The 18537-nt window shown below is 70.7% G+C and carries 6 protein-coding genes; 2 read left to right on the forward strand and 4 right to left on the reverse strand.

Features of this window, described 5'->3' with window-relative positions; genetic code table 11:
• From ACGFR7_RS35105 to ACGFR7_RS35120, 4 genes are all read right to left on the reverse strand, one after another.
• Positions 1–12770: SDR family NAD(P)-dependent oxidoreductase (locus ACGFR7_RS35105; protein WP_393327426.1), on the reverse strand; the 12770-nt coding region annotated here is incomplete at its 3' end.
• A gap of 136 nt (positions 12771–12906) precedes the next feature.
• Positions 12907–13188, reverse strand: a complete 282-nt coding sequence (locus tag ACGFR7_RS35110) for an acyl carrier protein (RefSeq protein ID WP_393327429.1) — start codon at positions 13186–13188, stop codon at positions 12907–12909.
• On the reverse strand, positions 13185–14669 hold the full coding sequence (locus tag ACGFR7_RS35115; RefSeq protein WP_393327432.1) for an amino acid adenylation domain-containing protein: 1485 nt from the start codon (positions 14667–14669) through the stop codon (positions 13185–13187). The genes ACGFR7_RS35110 and ACGFR7_RS35115 overlap by 4 nt, the downstream gene beginning before the upstream one ends.
• Positions 14666–15808, reverse strand: coding sequence for an acyl-CoA dehydrogenase family protein (locus ACGFR7_RS35120; protein WP_393327434.1), 1143 nt, complete (start codon positions 15806–15808; stop codon positions 14666–14668). The genes ACGFR7_RS35115 and ACGFR7_RS35120 overlap by 4 nt, the downstream gene beginning before the upstream one ends.
• A gap of 368 nt (positions 15809–16176) precedes the next feature.
• On the opposite strand from ACGFR7_RS35120, the gene ACGFR7_RS35125 reads away from it, so the two are divergent.
• Positions 16177–17343, forward strand: coding sequence for a nucleotide disphospho-sugar-binding domain-containing protein (locus ACGFR7_RS35125; protein WP_393327502.1), 1167 nt, complete (start codon positions 16177–16179; stop codon positions 17341–17343).
• Complete coding sequence (rffA, locus tag ACGFR7_RS35130; protein WP_393327437.1) at positions 17340–18530, forward strand: dTDP-4-amino-4,6-dideoxygalactose transaminase; 1191 nt, start codon at positions 17340–17342, stop codon at positions 18528–18530. Before ACGFR7_RS35125 ends, rffA begins: the two co-directional genes overlap by 4 nt.
• The last annotated feature ends 7 nt before the right edge of the window (positions 18531–18537 follow it).

The raw sequence follows: 18537 nt of genomic DNA on the forward strand, positions 1-18537 counted from the left end.
TGGATGTGGCGGATGTTGTGGTGGGTGATGAGGTGTCGGGCGAGGAGGCTGCCGAGGGTTCCGGTGCCGCCGGTGATCAGGACGGTGCCTTCAGGGTCGAGCCCCCGCGGCACGCTCAACGCCGACTTGCCGATGTCACGGGTCAGCCGGGGGACGAGCACCCTGCCCCCGCGCAGCGCCACCTGCGGCTCGTCGCCGGTCAGCGCGGCCACCGCCGGGCCGTCCAGCTCCACGCGGGCGACCGTGCCATCGGTGCCCGTACCGCCGGTATCCGTGTCGAGGAGGACGCACCTGCCGGGGTTCTCGGACTGGGCCGAGCGGACCAGCCCCCACACCGTGGCCGAACCCAGGTCGAGCACGTCCTCTGAGGCGTTCGTCGCCGTCGCGCGCCGCGTCCACACGACCAGTCGCGCAGCAGCGAACCGCTCGTCGGAGAGCCACCGCTGGACCAGGGACAGTGCCTCGTGCGCCGCCTGCTGAGCCTGCGCGTCCGGATCCGCGCAGCCGTCGGACCCGAACCGGGCGATGACCAGCTCCGGCATCGCGGCACCGGCGTCGACTGCTGAGGCCAGTGCCGCCAGATCACGATGGTGCACCGGCTGCTCGCCGCTGCCCGCGACGACCACGTCCACGTCGCCGGCTCCCAGTACGGCGACCGCACCAACGTGGTTATCCAGCAGACCGGTTGACGGCTGAGCCGGTACCCAGCCGACCTGGAGCAGCAGGTCATTGCCACCCGTGGCCAGCTCCAACTGCTGTGCGGTAATGGGGCGTACGGTCAGCGCGCCGACCGAGACGACGGGACGCCCCGACGCGTCCGCCAACTCCACGCTTACGCCATCCGCCCCCTCCGGAGCCATCCGGGCGCGGAAAAGGCCGGCGGCGGCCTGCGCGGGGCCCAGCGCGACCGAGTTCCAGGAGAACGGCAGCGGAATCCGCCGGTCTTCGGGTCCGGTCCTCTCCAGGGCCCCTTCCCTGAGGAACACCGGGTGCAGCGCGGCATCCAGCAGCGCGGGGGGCAGGATGAAACGGTCATCCGCCACGTCCTCGCCGAGCTCGATCTCGGCGAACAGCTCCTCGCCCCTTCGCCAGGCGGCACGAACCCCCTGGAAGGCAGGCCCGTAACCGACGCCGAAGTCGGTGAGCCGGTCGTAGAAGTCGTCCGTCCTGACCGGCGTGGCATCGGCCGGCGGCCAGGAGTCCGCCGGAGCGAAGGAGACGGGAGCGGCCTCGAGAGCCAGCACGCCGGAGGCGTGCCGCGTCCACTCCTCACGGTAGACATCGTCGTCCGAACCGGCCCGCCGCGAGCGGATGGTGAGGGAGTGCCGGCCGTCGTGGAGGGAGCCGGTGGTCACCTGGAGGTGGACCGTTCCCCTCTCGGGCACGACCAGAGGGGCGTGCAGCGTGAGCTCTTCGACCTCGGCGGCTCCGACGTGTGCGGCCACGTACAGAGCGGTGTCGATGAAGGCGGCCCCCGGCAGCAGGACGGAGTCCAGCACCGTGTGGTCGGCCAGCCAGGGATCGCGGTCCAGGGAGATCTGGCCAGTGAACAGGTTCCCGCCGTCGGGGAGTTCGGTTACGGCGCCGAGCAGTGGGTGGTTCACCTGGCTCATGCCCGCGGCCGTGCCCCCGGACGGGGCCGGTGTGTCGAGCCAGTACGTCTCGCGTTGGAAGGCATACGTGGGGAGTGCCACGGTCCCAGCCGACGGGCCGGAGAACGCCGTCCGCCACTCCACGTCCGCGCCGTGCGCATACGCACGCGCCAGCGAGGTGGTGAATTGCCGTGGCCCGCCCTCGTTGCGCCGCAGGGACTCCAGCACCACGGCCTCGCCGCCGGACGCCTCGATGGTCTCCTGGAGGCCCACTGTGACCACCGGGTGCGGGCTCACCTCGACGAGGATCCGATGTCCGGCGTCGAGCAGCGCCCGGGTGGTCTCCTCGAAGCGGACCGTCTGTCGGAGGTTGCGGTACCAGTACGCCGCGTCAAGCTCAACGGTGTCGAGCAGTCCGCCGGTGACGGTGGAGTAGAACGGGATCCGGGAAGTGCCGGGAGTGATGGGGGCAAGGGCTTCCAGCACCTGCTCACGAATGCGCTCGACCTGCGAGGTATGCGAGCCGTAGTCCACCGGAATCCGTCGGGCCCTCACCCCCTGCTCCTGGTACGCCTTCACCACCGTATCGAGGGCGTCGCCCTCACCGGCGATCACAGTGGAGGCGGGCCCGTTCACGGCAGCCGTGCCGAGCCGGTCGCCCCACTCCGCCAGTTGCTCCCGCACATCGGCGACCGGCAGGGGGATCGAAGCCATGCCGCCGGTACCGGCCAGCGCGGTGATGGCACGGCTGCGCAGTGCCACGGCGCGAGCCGCATCCTCGAGCGAGAGGCCGCCCGCGACATGGGCAGCGGCGATCTCTCCCTGGGAGTGGCCCATGACGGCGTCGGGCACCACGCCGTACGACTGCCACAGGGCGGCCAGCGAGACCATGACGGCGAACAGCGCCGGCTGGACGACATCCACGCGTTCCAGGGAAGGAGCCCCGGGCGCGCCGCGCAGGGCGTCGACGAGCGACCATCCCGTCAGCGGGTCCAGCGCGTCGGCACAGTCCTGGATCTTCTTGGCGAACACGGGGGCCATGTCGAGCAGTTCGTCGGCCATGCCGGTCCACTGGGATCCCTGGCCGGGGAAGACGAAGACGAGCTTGCCCCCGGGGGACGGTGCGGTTCCCTGGACCAGTTCGGGGACAGATTCGCCCCGGGAGAGCGCGTCGAGCCCCCGCAGGAACGCAGCACGATCACCGGCGACGACCACTCCCCGGTGGCTGAACCGGCTGCGGGCGGTGGCCAGGGTGTGGCCCACCTCGACGGTACCGAGCTCCGGGTGCCGGGTGAGATGGTCGTGGAGGCGGCCGGCCTGGGCGCGCAGTGCTTCCGCGCTCCGGGCCGACAGCAGCCAGGGCAGGGGACCGGAGGTCTCCGTCGGTGCGGTGGCCGGGACCGTGCGCTCTTCAGCGCGTGCCGTGGGCGCCTCCAGGATGATGTGGGCGTTGGTGCCGCTGACCCCGAAGGAGGACACGCCCGCCCGACGGGGTGCCCCGGTTCCGGGCCAAGGGGTGTGGTCGTTGAGGAGGGCCACCGCGCCGGTTTTCCAGTCGACGTGCGTGGTCGGCCTGTCGATGTGGAGGCTCTTGGGGAGCAACCCATGGCGCATGGCCTGGACCATTTTGATGATGCCCGCGACGCCGGCGGCGGCTTGTGTGTGCCCGATGTTGGATTTCACCGAGCCGAGCCAGAGGGGCTGGTCGGTGGGCCGGTCCTGGCCGTACGTCGCCAGGAGTGCCTGCGCTTCGATGGGGTCGCCCAGGGTCGTACCCGTGCCGTGGGCTTCGACTGCGTCGATCTGGCCGGGCATGAGGCGGGCGTTGGCGAGGGCCTGGCGGATGACCCGTTCCTGGGAGGGGCCGTTGGGGGCGGTCAGTCCGTTGCTGGCGCCGTCCTGGTTGACTGCACTGCCCCGTACCACCGCCAGCACCGGATGCCCGTTGCGCTCCGCATCCGACAGCCGCTCCACCAGGAGCAGTCCCACGCCCTCGGAGAAGCCGGTGCCGTCCGCGGCATCGGCGAAGGGCTTGCAGCGGCCGTCGGGGGCGAGGCCGCGTTGGCGGCTGAACTCGATGAAGGTGGCGGGGGTCGCCATTACTGACACTCCGCCGGTGAGTGCCATGTCGCATTCGCCGTTGCGCAGGGCCTGGGCGGCGAGGTGCAGGGCGACGAGTGAGGACGAGCAGGCCGTGTCCACCGTGATCGCGGGGCCTTCGAAGCCGAAGGTGTAGGAGATGCGGCCCGAGGCCACGCTGCCGTGGCTTCCGTTGCGGAGAAAGCCCTCGAGCTCCTCCGGCGCCTGCCGCACGCGACCGCCATAGTCGCCGTACATCACGCCCGCGAAGACACCGGTACGGCTGCCGCTCAAGGAGGCGGGGTCGATGCCCGCACCCTCGATCGTCTGCCACGCGGTTTCGAGCAGAAGCCGCTGCTGGGGGTCGGTGGCCAGCGCTTCCCGGGGACTCAGCCCGAAGAAGCCCGCGTCGAACCCGCCGGCGTCGGCGAGGAATCCGCCACTGCGCGTGTAGCTCTTCCCGGGTGCCTCGGGGTCGGGATCGAAGAGCCTGTCGACGTTCCAGCCACGGTCCGAGGGAAAGTCGCCGATGGCGTCGCGGCCGTCGGCGAGCAGGCGCCACAGATCCTCGGCGGATTCCACTCCTCCGGGGAACCGGCAGCCGATCCCGACGATCGCGATGGGCTCTTCCGAGGCCCCCCGTGGCAGTGCCGACAAAGCCGCCAAGGGCGCGGCCGGCTGGTCGGTGACCTCGCCGTGCAAGTGCCGGGCGAGGGCGTCAGGCGTCGGGTAGTCGAAGATCAACGTCGGACTGAGGCGCAGACCGGTGGACGTGTTGAGGCGGTTGCGCAGGTCGAGCGCGGTGAGGGAGTCGAAGCCAAGGTCCTTGAAGGCCCGGGCCGAGTCGATTCCGTTCGGCGTGCTGTGGCCCAGCACGGTGGCCACATGGGTGCAGACGAGTTCCCGAACCGCCGGGACCTGCTGATCGGCGGGTAGGGCGGTCAGTTGGTCCCGCCAGGAGACCGAGCCCCCGGTCTCGGCGGCGGCGCGCCGGAGCGGTGTGCGCACCAGCCCGCGCAATGCGGCGGGCAAGGTGTCGGCCGTCCGGCGCCGCAGACCGGCGAGGTCGATCCGGGCGGGTGCCACGACGGCCCGGTCGGCTTCCAGCGCGGCGTCGAAGAGGGCCAGCCCGTCCTCGGAGCCGAGCGGTAGCAGCCCTCCTCGGGCCAGCCTCGCCAGGTCCGTCTGCGAGAGGTGCCCCGTCATGCCGCTGGCGTCCGCCCACAGCCCCCAGGCGTGCGACGTCGCGGGCAGCCCCGTGGCCCTGCGGTGTTGCGCCAGCGCGTCGAGGAACGCGTTGGCCGCCGTGTAACCGGCCTGCCCCGCGCTGCCGATGATGCCGGTGACGGAAGAGAGCAGGACGAAGGCGGACAGGTGCTGGTGCCGGGTCAGCTCATGGAGGTGCCAGGCCCCGTCAACCTTGGGCCGCAGTACGGCGTCGAGCCGGTCCGGGGCGAGCTGCCCGACCACCCCGTCGTCCAGGACACCCGCCGCGTGGACGACGGCCGTCAAGGGGTGCTCCGGCGGGACGGCGGAGATCAGTCCCGCGACCGCGTCACGGTCGGATAGGTCGCACGCGACGGTTGTCACCTCGGCTCCGAACTCGGCCAGCCCGGCCTCGAACTCGGCCGCGCCGTCGGCAGTACGGCCCCGGCGGCTGGTCAGCAGCAGCCGCCGGACACCGTGCCGCTCCACGAGGTGACGGGTCAGCAGCCGGCCGAGTGCGCCATGGGCGCCGGTGACCAGGACCGTGCCGTCGCCCATGCCGCCCAGAGCGTCCGCCCTGCTGTCGTCGGCCGCCTGGCGTACCCGGTCCAGCCGGGGCACCCGCGCGACACCCTTGTGGAGGGCGACCTCCGGCTCGCCCGTGGTCAGCGCCGCCGCGAGCAGCTGCCAGGACGGCTGCTCCTGCCCGACGTCCAGCAGGACGAAGCGGTCCGGATTCTCGGTCTGGGCGGTACGCACCAGACCCCACAGTGGTGCGGTGACCAGGTCGGGGGAAGCGCCAGGTGGGTCGTCCGGCCCGGAGACGACCGCACCGCTGGTCAGCACGACGAGCCGGGACGCGGCGAGGCGCGGCTCGGCGAGCCAGGCCTGAAGGAGCGCCAAAGTCGTGTGGGCGGCCTCGTGGACGGCGTGTGCCACCTGGGTGTTCTCGTCCCGGTGCGCGCCTGCGGGCACCGGTTGGGCGAACACAGTCCCGGGCACCGGATCCCCACCGGCGACGGCCGCCGCGAGTGCGGCCAGGTCGGCGTAGTGCCGTACTCCCTGGGGCACCGCCCTTTCCGTGGCTTTGACGGGCACCTGGCCCAACACAGCCCAGTCGTCGGGCAGTTCGGCCTGCGCCTCGGGCACTGCGGCCGTGACCCAGTCGAGCCGGAAGAGCGAGCCCCGCCGGGTGGATCGCGCGCCGGTGAGCTGCGCGACCGAAGCGGGGCGCGTTACCAGAGACCGGGCAGAGGCGACGGGGGACCCGTCGGGCCCCGCGACGGTCAGTGCCACCGTGTCCCGGCCGACCGGTGACCAGCGCACCCGTGCCGCCGTCGCGCCCGCCGCGTGCAGGGTCAGCCCGCCCCAGGAGAACGGCAGACGGATCCGGCCCTGGTCGTCGCCGCCCAGCAGGCCGATGAGCTCCAGGGCGTGCAGGGCGGAGTCCAGTAGCGCGGGGTGGATGCCGAAGCGCGCGGCATCGGCGCGTTCGGGCTCGGCCAGCCGCACCTCGGCGAAGACCTCCTCGCCCTTCCGCCAGGCCGCGTGCAGGCCCTGGAAGGCGAGCCCGTACCGGTAGTCCTGGTCGGCGAGACGGCCATACAACTCGTCCACGGAGACCGGCGTCGCCCCGGCGGGCGGCCAGACGTCGAGCCTGTCCTGCGTCTCGCCGGGCGCGGACGCGGAGAGCAGACCGGTGCCGTGGCAGGTCCACGAACCCTCGTCGTCCGCCTCCGGGCGGGAATGGACGGACACCGGCCGCCGGCCGTCGTCTGCGGCGGCCCCGACGGTCACCTGCAGGCGGATCCGGCCGGAGTCGGGGACCGTGAGCGGCGCCTGGAGCGTCAGGTCGTCGATGCGGTCGCACGCGGTGTGTCCCGCCGCGTGGAGGGCGAGTTCGACGAAGGCGGTTCCGGGGAGGAGCACGGCGCCCGCGACCGCGTGGTCGGCCAGCCATCGGTGGCTCTGCAGCGAGAGCGTGCCGGTGAGGACAGTGCCGCCGTCGTCGGCGAGTTCGACGGCGGCGCCCAGCAGCGGGTGGTCGGCCGCGGTTATGCCGAGCTGTGCGGCGGACACCCCGGAAGCGGGGGTCTCCAGCCAGTACCTGGTGCGCTGGAAGGCGTACGTGGGGAGCTCGACGGGTGCCTGGGCCGACCCGTCGAACGCCTTCGTCCAGTCCACCTTCACACCGAGTACGTGAGCCTCGGACAGGCTGGTGTGGAAGCGTCGCAGGCCTCCCTCGCCGCGGCGCAGGGAACCGACCACGACGGATCCCGCCTCGGCCCCGATGGTATCGAGCGTCTCGCGGACACCGACGGTCAGCACCGGATGCGGGGTGGCCTCGATGAAGGTTCGGTAGCCGTCGTCGGCGAGCGCCCGTATGGCCCGCTCGAACTGCACGGTCTCCCGCATGTTCGTGTACCAGTAGTCGCCGACCAGTTCGGTGGTGTCCAGGAGGCCACCGGTGAGCGTTGAGTAGAAGGCGGTGTCGCAGGCCCTGGGACGGATGCCGGCCAGGGCCGCCAGCACTTCGTCGCGGATCGGCTCCACATGCGGGGAGTGGGAGGCGTAGTCGACGGGGATCCGCCGAGCCCGTACGCCCGCCGTCCGGTAGCTGCCAAGCAGCGCGTCCAGGGCGTCGGAGTCACCGGCCACAACGGTGGACGAGGGCCCGTTGATCGTCGCAACGTTCAGCCGGCCGGCCGAGTCGGCCAGATCGGCCGCCACCTGTTCCGAAGGCAGCGGAACCGAGACCAGACCGCCGGTCCCGGCCAGGCTGACCAGGGCCTGGCTGCGCAATACGACGATCCGCGCGGCATCCTCCAGCGACAGGGCGCCGGCGACATGGGCAGCGGCGATCTCACCCTGCGAGTGCCCGACCACGGCGTCGGGCACCACACCGAAGGACTTCCACAGCTCGGCGAGCGACACCATCACCGCGAACAGCGCGGGCTGCACCACGTCGACCCGATCCAGGGCCGGCGCCCCGGGCGCGCCGCGCATCACCTCCGTCAGCGACCAGTCGACGAGTGGAGCCATGGCCTCCGCACACTCCCGCATGCGCTCGCGGAACACGGGCGCGGTGTCGAGCAGTTCCACCGCCATGTCGGCCCACTGCGACCCCTGGCCGGGGAAGACGAACACGGTTTTGCCCGGTGCCCCGGCCGTGCCGGTCACGAGGTTCGGCACGCTCTCTCCGCGGGCCAGGGCCTGCAGCCCCGCCAGGGACTCGTCCCGGGTCGCGGCGACGATCGCGGCGCGGTGGTCGAATGTCGACCGGGAGGTGGTGAGCGCGGCCCCGAGGTTGGCCGTAGTGGTTGAGGGAGCGGACTGCACGGCGTCCACGAGACGCAGGGCCTGTCCGCGCAGGGCTTCGTCGGACCGGGCAGAGACCAGCACGGGCACCGGTACTGCGGACGGGGCGCCGAGCGCCGCCGGGGCGTTCGCGGCCGCGGGGACGGGGGCCTGTTCCAGTACGACGTGGGCGTTGGTGCCGCTGATCCCGAAGGAGGAGACGCCCGCGCGCCTCGGCTGCCCGGTCTCCGGCCAGTCCGTGACCTCGGTGAGCAGGCGCAGCCCACTGTCCGCCCAGCCGATGTGGGGCGACGGTGCGTCCACATGGAGGGTCTGCGGCAGTCGGCCGTGCCGCATCGCCTGGACCATCTTGATGACGCCACCGACACCCGCGGCGGCCTGGGTGTGACCGATGTTGGACTTGAGCGAACCCAGCAGCAGCGGCCGGTCCGCGGGACGGCCGCGACCGTAGGTGGTGATGAGCGCGTCCGCCTCGATCGGGTCGCCCAGTACGGTGCCGGTGCCGTGCGCCTCCAGCGCGTCGACTGCGTCGGCGGACAGGCCGGCGTCCGCCAGCGCCGCCTGGATCACGCGCTCCTGGGCCGGCCCGCTCGGCGCGGCCAGACCGTTGCTGGCCCCGTCCTGGTTGATCGCGGAGCCTCGCAGGAGGGCGAGGACGGGGTGCCCGTTGCGTCGCGCGTCCGACAGCCTCTCCAGCGCGACCATGCCGACACCCTCGGCCCACGACGTACCGTCGGCGGATGCCGAGAACGCCTTCGACCGCCCATCGGGGGCGAGCCCCCGCTGGCGGCTGAACTCCACGAACATGCCGGGAGACGCCATGATCGCGGCACCGCCGGCCAGCGCCAGGGTGCATTCGCCCTGCCGCAGCGACTGGGCGGCGAGGTGCAGGGCGACCAGTGAGGACGAGCAGGCCGTGTCCACGGTGATGGCCGGTCCGCGCAGCCCCAGGGCGTACGAGATCCGGCCCGAGGCGACGCTCGTGGTGCCGCCGGTCAGCACATACCCGTCGAGCCCCTCCGGTGCCTCGTGCAGCCGGGGCCCGTAGTCCTGGGCCATGGTGCCGACGAACACCCCGACCTGGCTGCCGTGCCGGTCGGTGGGCGGAACCCCGGTCCGCTCCAGCGCCTCCCACGAGGTTTCGAGCAGCAGCCGCTGCTGCGGGTCCATGGCGAGGGCCTCGCGCGGGCTGATGCCGAAGAACCCCGCGTCAAAACGGTCGGCGTCGTAGAGAAAGCCACCAGACCGCGTGTACGAGGTGCCGGGCGTTTGCGGGTCCGGGTCGTACAGGCCTTCCAGGTCCCAGCCGCGGTTGTCGGGGAACGCGCCGATGGCGTCCGTGCCTTCGGCGACCAGCTTCCAGAGCGCCTCGGGCGAATCGACTCCGCCCGGGTAGCGGCAGGCCATGGCCACGATGGCTATCGGCTCGTCGTCGGGAACGGCGGAGACCGGGGCGGCCAGTGTCTCCTGTGTGTCCTGCGGGCTCGTCGCCAGCTCCCGCAGCCGTTCCACGAGCGCGGCGGGCGTGGTAAAGCTGTAGGTCAGGGCGGCAGGCAGCCGCAGCCCGGTCGCCTCGACGAGCCGGTTGCGGAGCTCCACCGCGGACAGCGAGTCGAAGCCGAGATCCTTGAACGTCAGGCCGGTGTCCACCGCTTCGGACGTGGTGTGGCCGAGCACAGCGGCGATGCCGGTCATCACCACATCGTTCAGGACGGCGTCCCGCTCGCCCTCGGGGAGTCCGGTCACCCGCTGTGTCCATGAAACAGCGGTGTCGGAGGGGTTGTCACCCGTGGCGGCGGTGACGGCAGCGGAGGAGGCGGCGTCCACGGTTTCGGGGGCCGTTGTCCCGCTGAAGTCGGGCCAGTGACGCTTCCGCCGGAAGGCGTACGTCGGCAGCGGAACGGTCCGCGCCGGAGCGGCTGTGAAGGTCTGCTCCCACCGGACCGGGACACCGTGCACATGTACGCGGGCAAGCGCGTCCAGCACCGATCCGCGTTCTTCACGACGGGCACTCAACGTCGGCACGAGGACCTGAGGAGCCTCCTGCAACGCGGATCCGTCGGCGTCGTCCAGGCAACGTTCCACCATGCCCGTCAGTACTCCGCCGGGGCCGAGCTCCAGGTACGCGTGCACACCGCGCGCCCGCAGGCAGCCGATGCCGTCACGGAACCTGACCGCCTGCCGGACATGGCGCACCCAGTACTCCGGAGTGCACAGGTCGTCAGGAGCCGCGAGTTCACCGGTGACGTTGGAGACGACCGGGATGACCGGCCGGGCATAGGACAACCCCCGGGCGACCTCCTCGAACCCGGCCAACATGGGATCCATCAGAGGCGAGTGGAAAGCGTGGCTGACCTGCAGCCGCTTCACCTTGCGGCCAGCCGCCCGCCAGTGAGCGGCCAGCTCCTCCACCGCTTCCTCGGCGCCCGAGACGACCACCGATCCTGGAGTGTTGACGGCGGCCACGGACAGCGTCGGGCCCGACTCGGCGAGCTGCGCGAGGACGCCCTCCCCCGACGCCTGGACCGAACACATCGCACCACCGGCGGGCAGTGCTTGCATCAGCCGGCCTCGCGCGGCGACGAGCCGGCAGGCGTCGTCGAGCGAGAAGACGCCCGCCACATGTGCGGCCACCAACTCGCCGACCGAATGGCCAATGACAAAGTCCGGCCGGACCCCCCACCCCTCGAACAGCCGGAACAGGGCGACCTCGACGGCGAACAGCGCTGCCTGGGTGTACGCAGTCTGGTGCAGCAGCGCGGCCTCAGGCGTCTCGGCCGCCGCGAAGACGACGTCCCGCAGCGGACATTCGAGCGAGCGGTCGAGTCGAAGACAGACCGCGTCGAAGGCTTCCGCGAACGACGGGTACGCCCCGTACAGGGCCCGGCCCATTCCGGCGTACTGACTGCCCTGCCCGGTGAAGAGCACAGCGAGTCCCCCGACCGGGTGGACCCGGCCGCGTACGACCGCGGCGGAAGGCGTACCGTCGGCGAGTGCGTCCAGACCGGCGAGAAGAGCGTCCGGTGCCGCGCCGCGCACAACGGCACGATGCGCGAAGGGGGTTCGGGTGGTCGCCAGGGACCAGGACACGTCTCGCGGGTCCAGCTCAGGGTGCGCACCGAGGTGCTCGCGCAGCCGCGCGGCCTGGGCGGGCAGCGTCTCCGCGTCCCGGGCCGAGAGCAGCCACTGCACCGGCTCGGTATCGCAGGGCCCGTCAGTGTTCCGATCGGGGTCGGATCCGGAGTCGGGCGGAGCGGCGACCACGACATGGCAGTTCGTGCCACCCATGCCGAACGAGCTGACGCCCGCGACGAGGTGCCGATCGGGATCGGGCCAGGGCCCGAGAGCGGTGTGCACCCGCAGCCGGAGCGCGTCCATGTCTATGCGCGGGTTCGGGGACGTGTAGTTCAGGCTGGCCGGGATCTTGCGGTGCCGGATGCTCAGCGCCACCTTGACCAGACCGACGATGCCGGCGGCTCCCTCGAGATGGCCGACGTTGGTCTTGGCCGAGCCCACGAGCAGCGGCGTGCTGGTGTTCCGCCCGGCGCCGAGGGCGGCGCTCAGTGCGGCGGCCTCGATCGGGTCTCCCACCTTTGTGCCCGTGCCGTGCAGCTCTACGTACTGGACCTCGGTGGGGTCGACGGCCGCGCGACGGCAAGCCAGCCGGATGACTTCTTCCTGGGCGTCGGGACTGGGCACGGTCAGGCCCGGGGTGGCCCCGTCGTTGTTGACCGCGCTGCCCCGGATCACGCAGTAGACGGTGTTCCCGTCGGCGAGGGCCCGCGCGAGCGGCTTGAGCACAACGAACGCACCCCCCTCGCCGCGCACGTAGCCATCGGCCCGCGCGTCGAAGGTGTGGCAGCGGCCTTCGGGCGACAGCGCACCGAACTTGGCAGTTCGCGCGGTGCTGTCGGGGCCGATGATCAGGTTCACGCCGCCGGCCAGAGCGAGGCTGGACTCACCCGTCCTGAGACTTTCCAGGGCCAGGTGGACGGCGACCAGCGAGGACGCCTGGGCCGCGTCGACGGTGAGGCTCGGGCCGTGCAGTCCCAGCGTGTACGAGACACGGTTGGCGATGATGCCCCGTTCGGTTCCCGGCAGGGTGTGGGGAGTGGCGGATCCCGTGCCGCGCCGGGCCAGCAGGGCCGCGTAGTCATCGGCGATGGCGCCGACGAACACACCGGTCCGGCTGCCGGCCAGCTCCCGCGGAACGATCGCCGCGTCCTCCAGCGCCTCCCACCCGAGCTCCAGCATCAGCCGCTGCTGCGGGTCCATCTCCACGGCTTCGCGGGGCGAGATGCCGAAGAACCCCGCGTCAAAGCCGTCCACGCTCTCCAGGAAGCCACCGCGGCGGACGCGGCCCGAGGCGTCTGCCCCTGCACGATCCGCCCACGGTGCTTCCTGGGGCCATCGGTCGTCGAGTGGCCGGGACACCGCGCTCTGGCCGCCACGGAGCAACTGCCAGAAGGCCTCCGGGCCGTCCGCCTGCGGCAGTCGGCAGGAGATTCCGACGACCGCGACCGCGGTGTCGGACACATCCGTGCGGGTGATTTCAGGATTGCGCCCGTCGGACATCGTTCTTAGCCCCTTCGCCGACCGAGTCAGTTCACCGAGGATCCTTGGTAGGGCTAACGGTGAACTTGACGCCGTCTAAAGCGCGGACGCAGCCGCTGCGCCGCAGTATTTCCAGGTATTCTTCAAGCGGTACGGATCAGGAATCCGCCTTGTCGGAAAGCGAACAGACGAGCGCGGCAATTCGGCGCACGTTCTTGAAGTTCACTCCGCTTATCTGCGTCATGGGAATGTTGGTCGCCATTTCGTCCCGAATGAAGTTGAGCAGGATCGCCACCTTCAACGAGTCGAGGACGCCGAATTCGAGGAGCGGAGTGTCTTCTGTCAGCTCGCCGTTCGGGTCGCCGGCGAGGAACTTCTCCCGGATGTATGTGATCAGCTGGGCCTGGGCCTGGTCCTCGGCGAGGGTATGGGCGCTCATGAGACTCTCTTCCTTGTGGTGGTGATTCCCTTGACGAGCGTGGCCCGGTCCACCTTGCCGTTGCCCGTGCGGGGGAGTGTGGGTACGAGGTGCACCGTGTCGACGACCATGTAGCGGGGAAGCCGCTCCGCACAGTGGCGTTTGAGGGAAAGCACACCCGGATTTGCCCCGGCGCGGGGCACGGCGAAGGCCTCCAGCCGGCCGTCCAGGCCTTCTCCGGTGACGACGACCGCGGCGCTCTCGATATCCGGGTGCGTACCGAGGGTGGTTTCGATGTCCCCGAGCTCGATCCGGTGGCCCCGTACCTTGACCATATGGTCGCGGCGCCCGACGTAGTCGAAGGAGCCGTCGGTGAGGACACGGACGATGTCACCGGTGGCGTACGGCCCTTCGTGTGGTTCCCGCCCCCAGTAGCCTGGCATGACGGTGGGGCCCGAGACGTACAGCTCGCCTTCCTCGCCGGGGCCTGCGGTCGTTCCGCCGGCGGTCACTGCCCAGACCGAGTCGCCGCTGCACGGGGTGCCGATCGGCACTGGCCGGTCGCGCTCCAGATCGGCCGGCGTGACCTCGTGAAAGGTGCACACATTGGTCTCGGTGGGGCCGTACAGATTGAGCAGCCGGGACCGGCACCAGGCGGACAGACTGCGTACACCAGTGAGGGGGAACGGCTCGCCGGCGAAGAGTATGGCGCGGAGCGACGGTGGCGCGGGCCGGTCAAGGAGGCCGCCTTCGCGCATCATGAGGGTGAGTGCGGAAGGCACGGAGTACCAGACGGATATCTCGCTCCGGTACACGAACTCGACCAACTGTGCGGGTGCATAAGACAGTTCGGCAGCAATCAAATGGACAGACGCGCCGACGGCGAACGCCGCATAGAGGTCCAGGACGGACAGATCGAAGGTGAACGGCGCGTGGCTGGAGAAGCGGTCGTCCGGCACGGGTGCGATCTCCTCGACTGCCCAGTCGACGAATGCACGGGCGTTGGCGTGGCTGATGCAAACGCCCTTGGGTGCCCCTGTCGAGCCGGAGGTGTAGAGGATGTAGGCGAGGTCGTCGCCGGCAACCTGGCTGTTGACCGGCGGAGGGTCGGTCGCGAGACCGTTCCCCAGCATCACGCAGGCGGCATGGGGACCGAGTTCGGCCGCCATCTCCGCGGACCCCGCTTCCATGGTGACGACGACACGGGCGGCACAGTCGCGGGCCACGGAGGCGGCCCGGTTCACAGGGGTGCTTCCGTCAATGGGCACGTACACGGCGCCCAGCCGAAGAACCGCCTGCATCGCGGCGACCACCGCGCCGGACTTGGCCGCCCAGATCACCACCCGGTCCCCTGCGCCGACTCCGTGCGCGGTGAGCAGCATGGCCATGGCATCGGCCTGCCGGTCGAGTTCCGAGTAGGTCAGGGTGCCCTCGGGGCCGGCCACCGCGATCCGGTCCGGGTGACGGGCCGCCGCGTCGATGACCAGCTCGTGCAGGCTCACAGGCCGGTTTCCCTCGCGATGAGTTCCCGCTGGATCTCTGTGGTGCCGGAGAAGAGGGTCGCGGGCACGCTGTCGCGCAGTTGTGCCTCGATCCCGGCCGGTGTCAGGTAGCCCGAACCGCCGAAGATCTGAACGGCGTCGAGACCGTTGGCCACCGCGGCCTCGGAGACGGCCACCTTCGACAGCGCCGTCGCGACCTTGCTGTCGCGGTTCTGGTCCATCAGCCAGCAGGCCCGGTACAGCAGCAGCCGTGCGGCCTCGAGGCGTTGCCGCATGGCCGCGACCCGGTGCGACACTGACTGGAAGTCGCCGATCGCCCGCCCGAACTGCTGCCGCTCACGCGCGTGTTGTGCGCACTGACGAAGCTGACGATCCATCAATCCCAAATAGAGGCCGAAGAGGCAGGCCCGTTCCCAGCTCATCGAGTGCTGGAAGATGCCGCTGCCCTGGCCGTCCTCGCCGAGCCGGTAGCGCGCAGGTACACGGCAGCCGTCAAAACGGACTTCACCGGCGGGGCAGCCCCACAGCCCCATCTTCGCCATCGGCGGGCCGACATCGATACCAGGCAATCGACGCGGCACGGCGAACGCGCTCACCCCCAGGAAGCCGGCCTTCGGGTCGGTGACCGCGTAGGTCACGAGCACATCGGCCAGCGGCGCGTTGCTGGCGAACGACTTCGTGCCGGTGAGGACGTACGTGTCGCCATCGCGCTCGGCCGTCACGGACAGCCGCCCCACGTCAGAGCCCGCATCGGGCTCGGTCATCGCGTTCGCCGAAATGAGCGTGCCGTCGCTGAAGCCCCGCAGCAGCTCGTCCCGGACCTCGGCGCCGGCGAAATCGCGGACCGGGACGGCGCAGGCCAGCAGGTGCGCGGCCACGCCAAACACCAAGCCGGTGTCGGTACACGCGTCACCGAAGGCTTCCAGGGACAGTGCCGTGTCCAGCGCTCCCAGGCTGCCACCGCCGTGGGTTTTGGGCAGACACAGCCCGGTCAGGCCCAGTTCGGCTGCTGTGGACCATTCGGCGCGGGTGAAGTGCTCGTCCGCCGCACCGCGCGAACGACCTGGAAGTCGACTGCGTACACCGTCGAGTATCGCCTCACGGTGCCTCAGCTGTTCCGCGGCGAGTTCGAAGTCCATTGCTCAGGTCACCTTTTTCCTCTCGCGACGACGGTCCGCCACCCGGCCGTGCCGTCCCGTCCCCTCGCGGCGTTCCCCATGCCACTGCCCGATCCTTGACGCTGATCCTTAAGGCTGGCTAAGCCCCGATTTCGGACTGCGCGAGGCGCATCGGCGACGGAGCGGCGGGAACCTCGGTTTAGCTGGGCTTCGTCCGCCGTTTAGGGGTCCTTGATGCCCTGGTCCGGCCAGTCCGCAGCGGCAATCGGTCGCCTGCCGAGCCACTGGCTCACTTACGCCGGCTTTCGGCAATGAGTGACTAGAGCGATTACGGAGCGGCGATGCGAGTACTTTTCATTCCAGCTGCCGTGCCCAGCCATCACTTTCCCATGGTGCCGCTGGCCTGGGCGTTTCGGAGTGCCGGCCACGAGGTGCGCGTCGCGGGTCAGCCTCCCGTCGTGGACGCCATCGTGGCGTCAGGGTTGACGGCGGTTCCGGTAGGCGCCTCCTACGACCTGATGGCCGGAATCACGGAGGCTGGGGACATCGTGCGGCGGGAGATGAGCCAGGGGCCGAGTGCTTCCGGTGACACCTCGTCAATGTCACCCGAGGCGTTCCGTCGGTATGCCGAGATGCGTACCGTCCCGCATGTCAGGACGGCGTTGGCCATGGCGGACGAACTGGTCGACCACGCCCGGTACTGGCGTCCGGACCTGGTCGTTTCCGACCCCATCACGATGGTGGCACCGTTGGTGGCCGAGGTGGCCGGCGCGCCGCTCGTACATCACCTGTGGGGATATCAGCCGCCGTCCCTCGCCCAGTTTCCCGGATACGGCCTGGACCCCGACCGATGGCCGGCGGATCTGCGCGCGTGCTACGAGCGGTTCGGGGCCGAACCCAGGGCGCACCACGGTATCGCCACCGTCGATCCCGGGCCCGCCACCCTTCAGCCGGCGGGCGTACCGAAGCGGCTGCCCGCCCGGTACATGTCGTTCAACGGCTCGGGTGCCGTCCCGGAGTGGCTCCGGTCCCCCGGGGAGCGGCCGCGGATCTGCCTGTCCTGGCTGACGGCGAACACGGTGAGCGCCGACAGCGGGGTGGTGCACCCCGTCACCACACTGATCGACGCGCTGGCGGGGCTCGATGTGGAGACGGTGGTGGCCGTACGCGGCAGGGACCGCGAGAACCTCGGACGACTGCCCGGCAATGCGCGGGTCGTTGAGGACATGCCGCTGAACATCATCCTGCCGACCTGCGCGGTGGCGGTCAATCACGGTGGGACCGGAACTATTCTGACCGCGGCCTGCAGTGGAGTCCCGCAGGTTGTGGTGCCGTACAACCCTGGCCTCGCCGCACACGCCGAGTGCCTGGCCGAGACCGGCGCGGGCCTGGTGCTCCCGGCGGACCCGATCAACCCCGGTGAGGTGGCGGACGCCGTGGCGTCGATGCTGGGGGCCGGCGCCTTCCGCAAGGCGGCCGGCGCCCTGCGCGAGGAGAATCTCGCGCTGCCCGTGCCCACGCAGGTCATGCGGGCCATCGAGGAGCTCGTCCGATGAAGGCGCCCAACGAGCAGGAGGAACGTGCCGTGGCAGCCGCGAACGTGCGAGAGGTCCCCTTCAACCGTACCTACCTGACCGGTGCCGAGAGCGGGTACCTGGAATCCGTCCTGGAGAGCGGAATGCTGGACGGCGACGGCCCCTTCACCGCGCAGGCGACGGCCCTGCTGCGGAAGATGCTGGGGGCCGAGGCCGCCCTGCTGACCACTTCCTGCACGCACGCCCTGGACATGACGGGACTGCTCCTGGATCTGCGGGAGGGGGACGAGGTCATCCTGCCGTCGTTCACGTTCCCTTCGACCGCGAATGCCTATGCCCTGCGCGGCGCGGTCCCGGTCTTCGTCGACTGCCGTCCGGACACCCTCAACATCGACGAGCGGCTCGTCGAGGCGGCGGTCACCGAGCGCACCAAGGCCATCGTGGTGGTGCACTACGCGGGCATCGGCTGCGAGATGGACGCCATCACGCGGATCGCGGACAAGCACGGGCTCGCCGTGATCGAGGACAACGCCCACGGGCTGGGGGGCTCGTACCGCGGGCGCCCGCTCGGATCGATCGGCGCCCTGGCCACCCAGAGCTTCCACGCGACCAAGAACGCGCACTGCGGCGAGGGCGGTGCCCTGGTCATCAACCAGCCGGAGCTCCTGGAACAGGCGGAGATCATCCGCGAGAAGGGCACCAACCGTACGCAGTACTACCGGGGCTCGATCGAGAAGTACCACTGGGTCGGTCTCGGTTCCAGCTATCTGCCGTCCGAACTGCTCGCGGCGTTCCTGACCGCACAGCTCGAGAATTTCGATGTGATCCAGGCGCGTCGCATCGAGATCTGGGACACCTATCAGGTCCGCCTGGAGGAGTGGGCAGCGGAGAACGGGGTCGCGCAGCCCACCGTCCCGGACGGCTGTGTGCATCCGGCTCATCTCTACTATCTGCTGCTGCCCGACCTGGAGAACCGCCAGGCATTCCTGCGGCATGTCGTCGGGCGCGGAGTCCAGGCGACGTTCCACTACCAGCCGCTGCACAACGCGCCGGCCGGTCTGCGGCACGGTCGCACCGCGGCGGGCGGCTGCCCAGTCACCGAGCGGGTGGCCGACCAGTTGGTCCGGCTTCCGCTCTACACGGGACTGGGCGCCGACGAGGTGGGTCGCGTGATCGACGCGGTCACCAGCTACCGCACGGGGTGCTGATCTCCTT

It is taken from the genome of Streptomyces sp. NPDC048516, assembly GCF_043199875.1.
Taxonomy (GTDB): domain Bacteria; phylum Actinomycetota; class Actinomycetes; order Streptomycetales; family Streptomycetaceae; genus Streptomyces.

Bases quoted from the DNA above. Each gene is read 5' to 3' on its own strand.
- ACGFR7_RS35120 (WP_393327434.1), bottom strand. From the start codon at position 15,808: ATGGACTTCGAACTCGCCGCGGAACAGCTGAGGCACCGTGAGGCGATA.
- rffA (WP_393327437.1), top strand. From the start codon at position 17,340: ATGAAGGCGCCCAACGAGCAGGAGGAACGTGCCGTGGCAGCCGCGAAC.
- ACGFR7_RS35125 (WP_393327502.1), top strand. From the start codon at position 16,177: ATGGTGCCGCTGGCCTGGGCGTTTCGGAGTGCCGGCCACGAGGTGCGC.
- ACGFR7_RS35110 (WP_393327429.1), bottom strand. From the start codon at position 13,188: ATGAGCGCCCATACCCTCGCCGAGGACCAGGCCCAGGCCCAGCTGATC.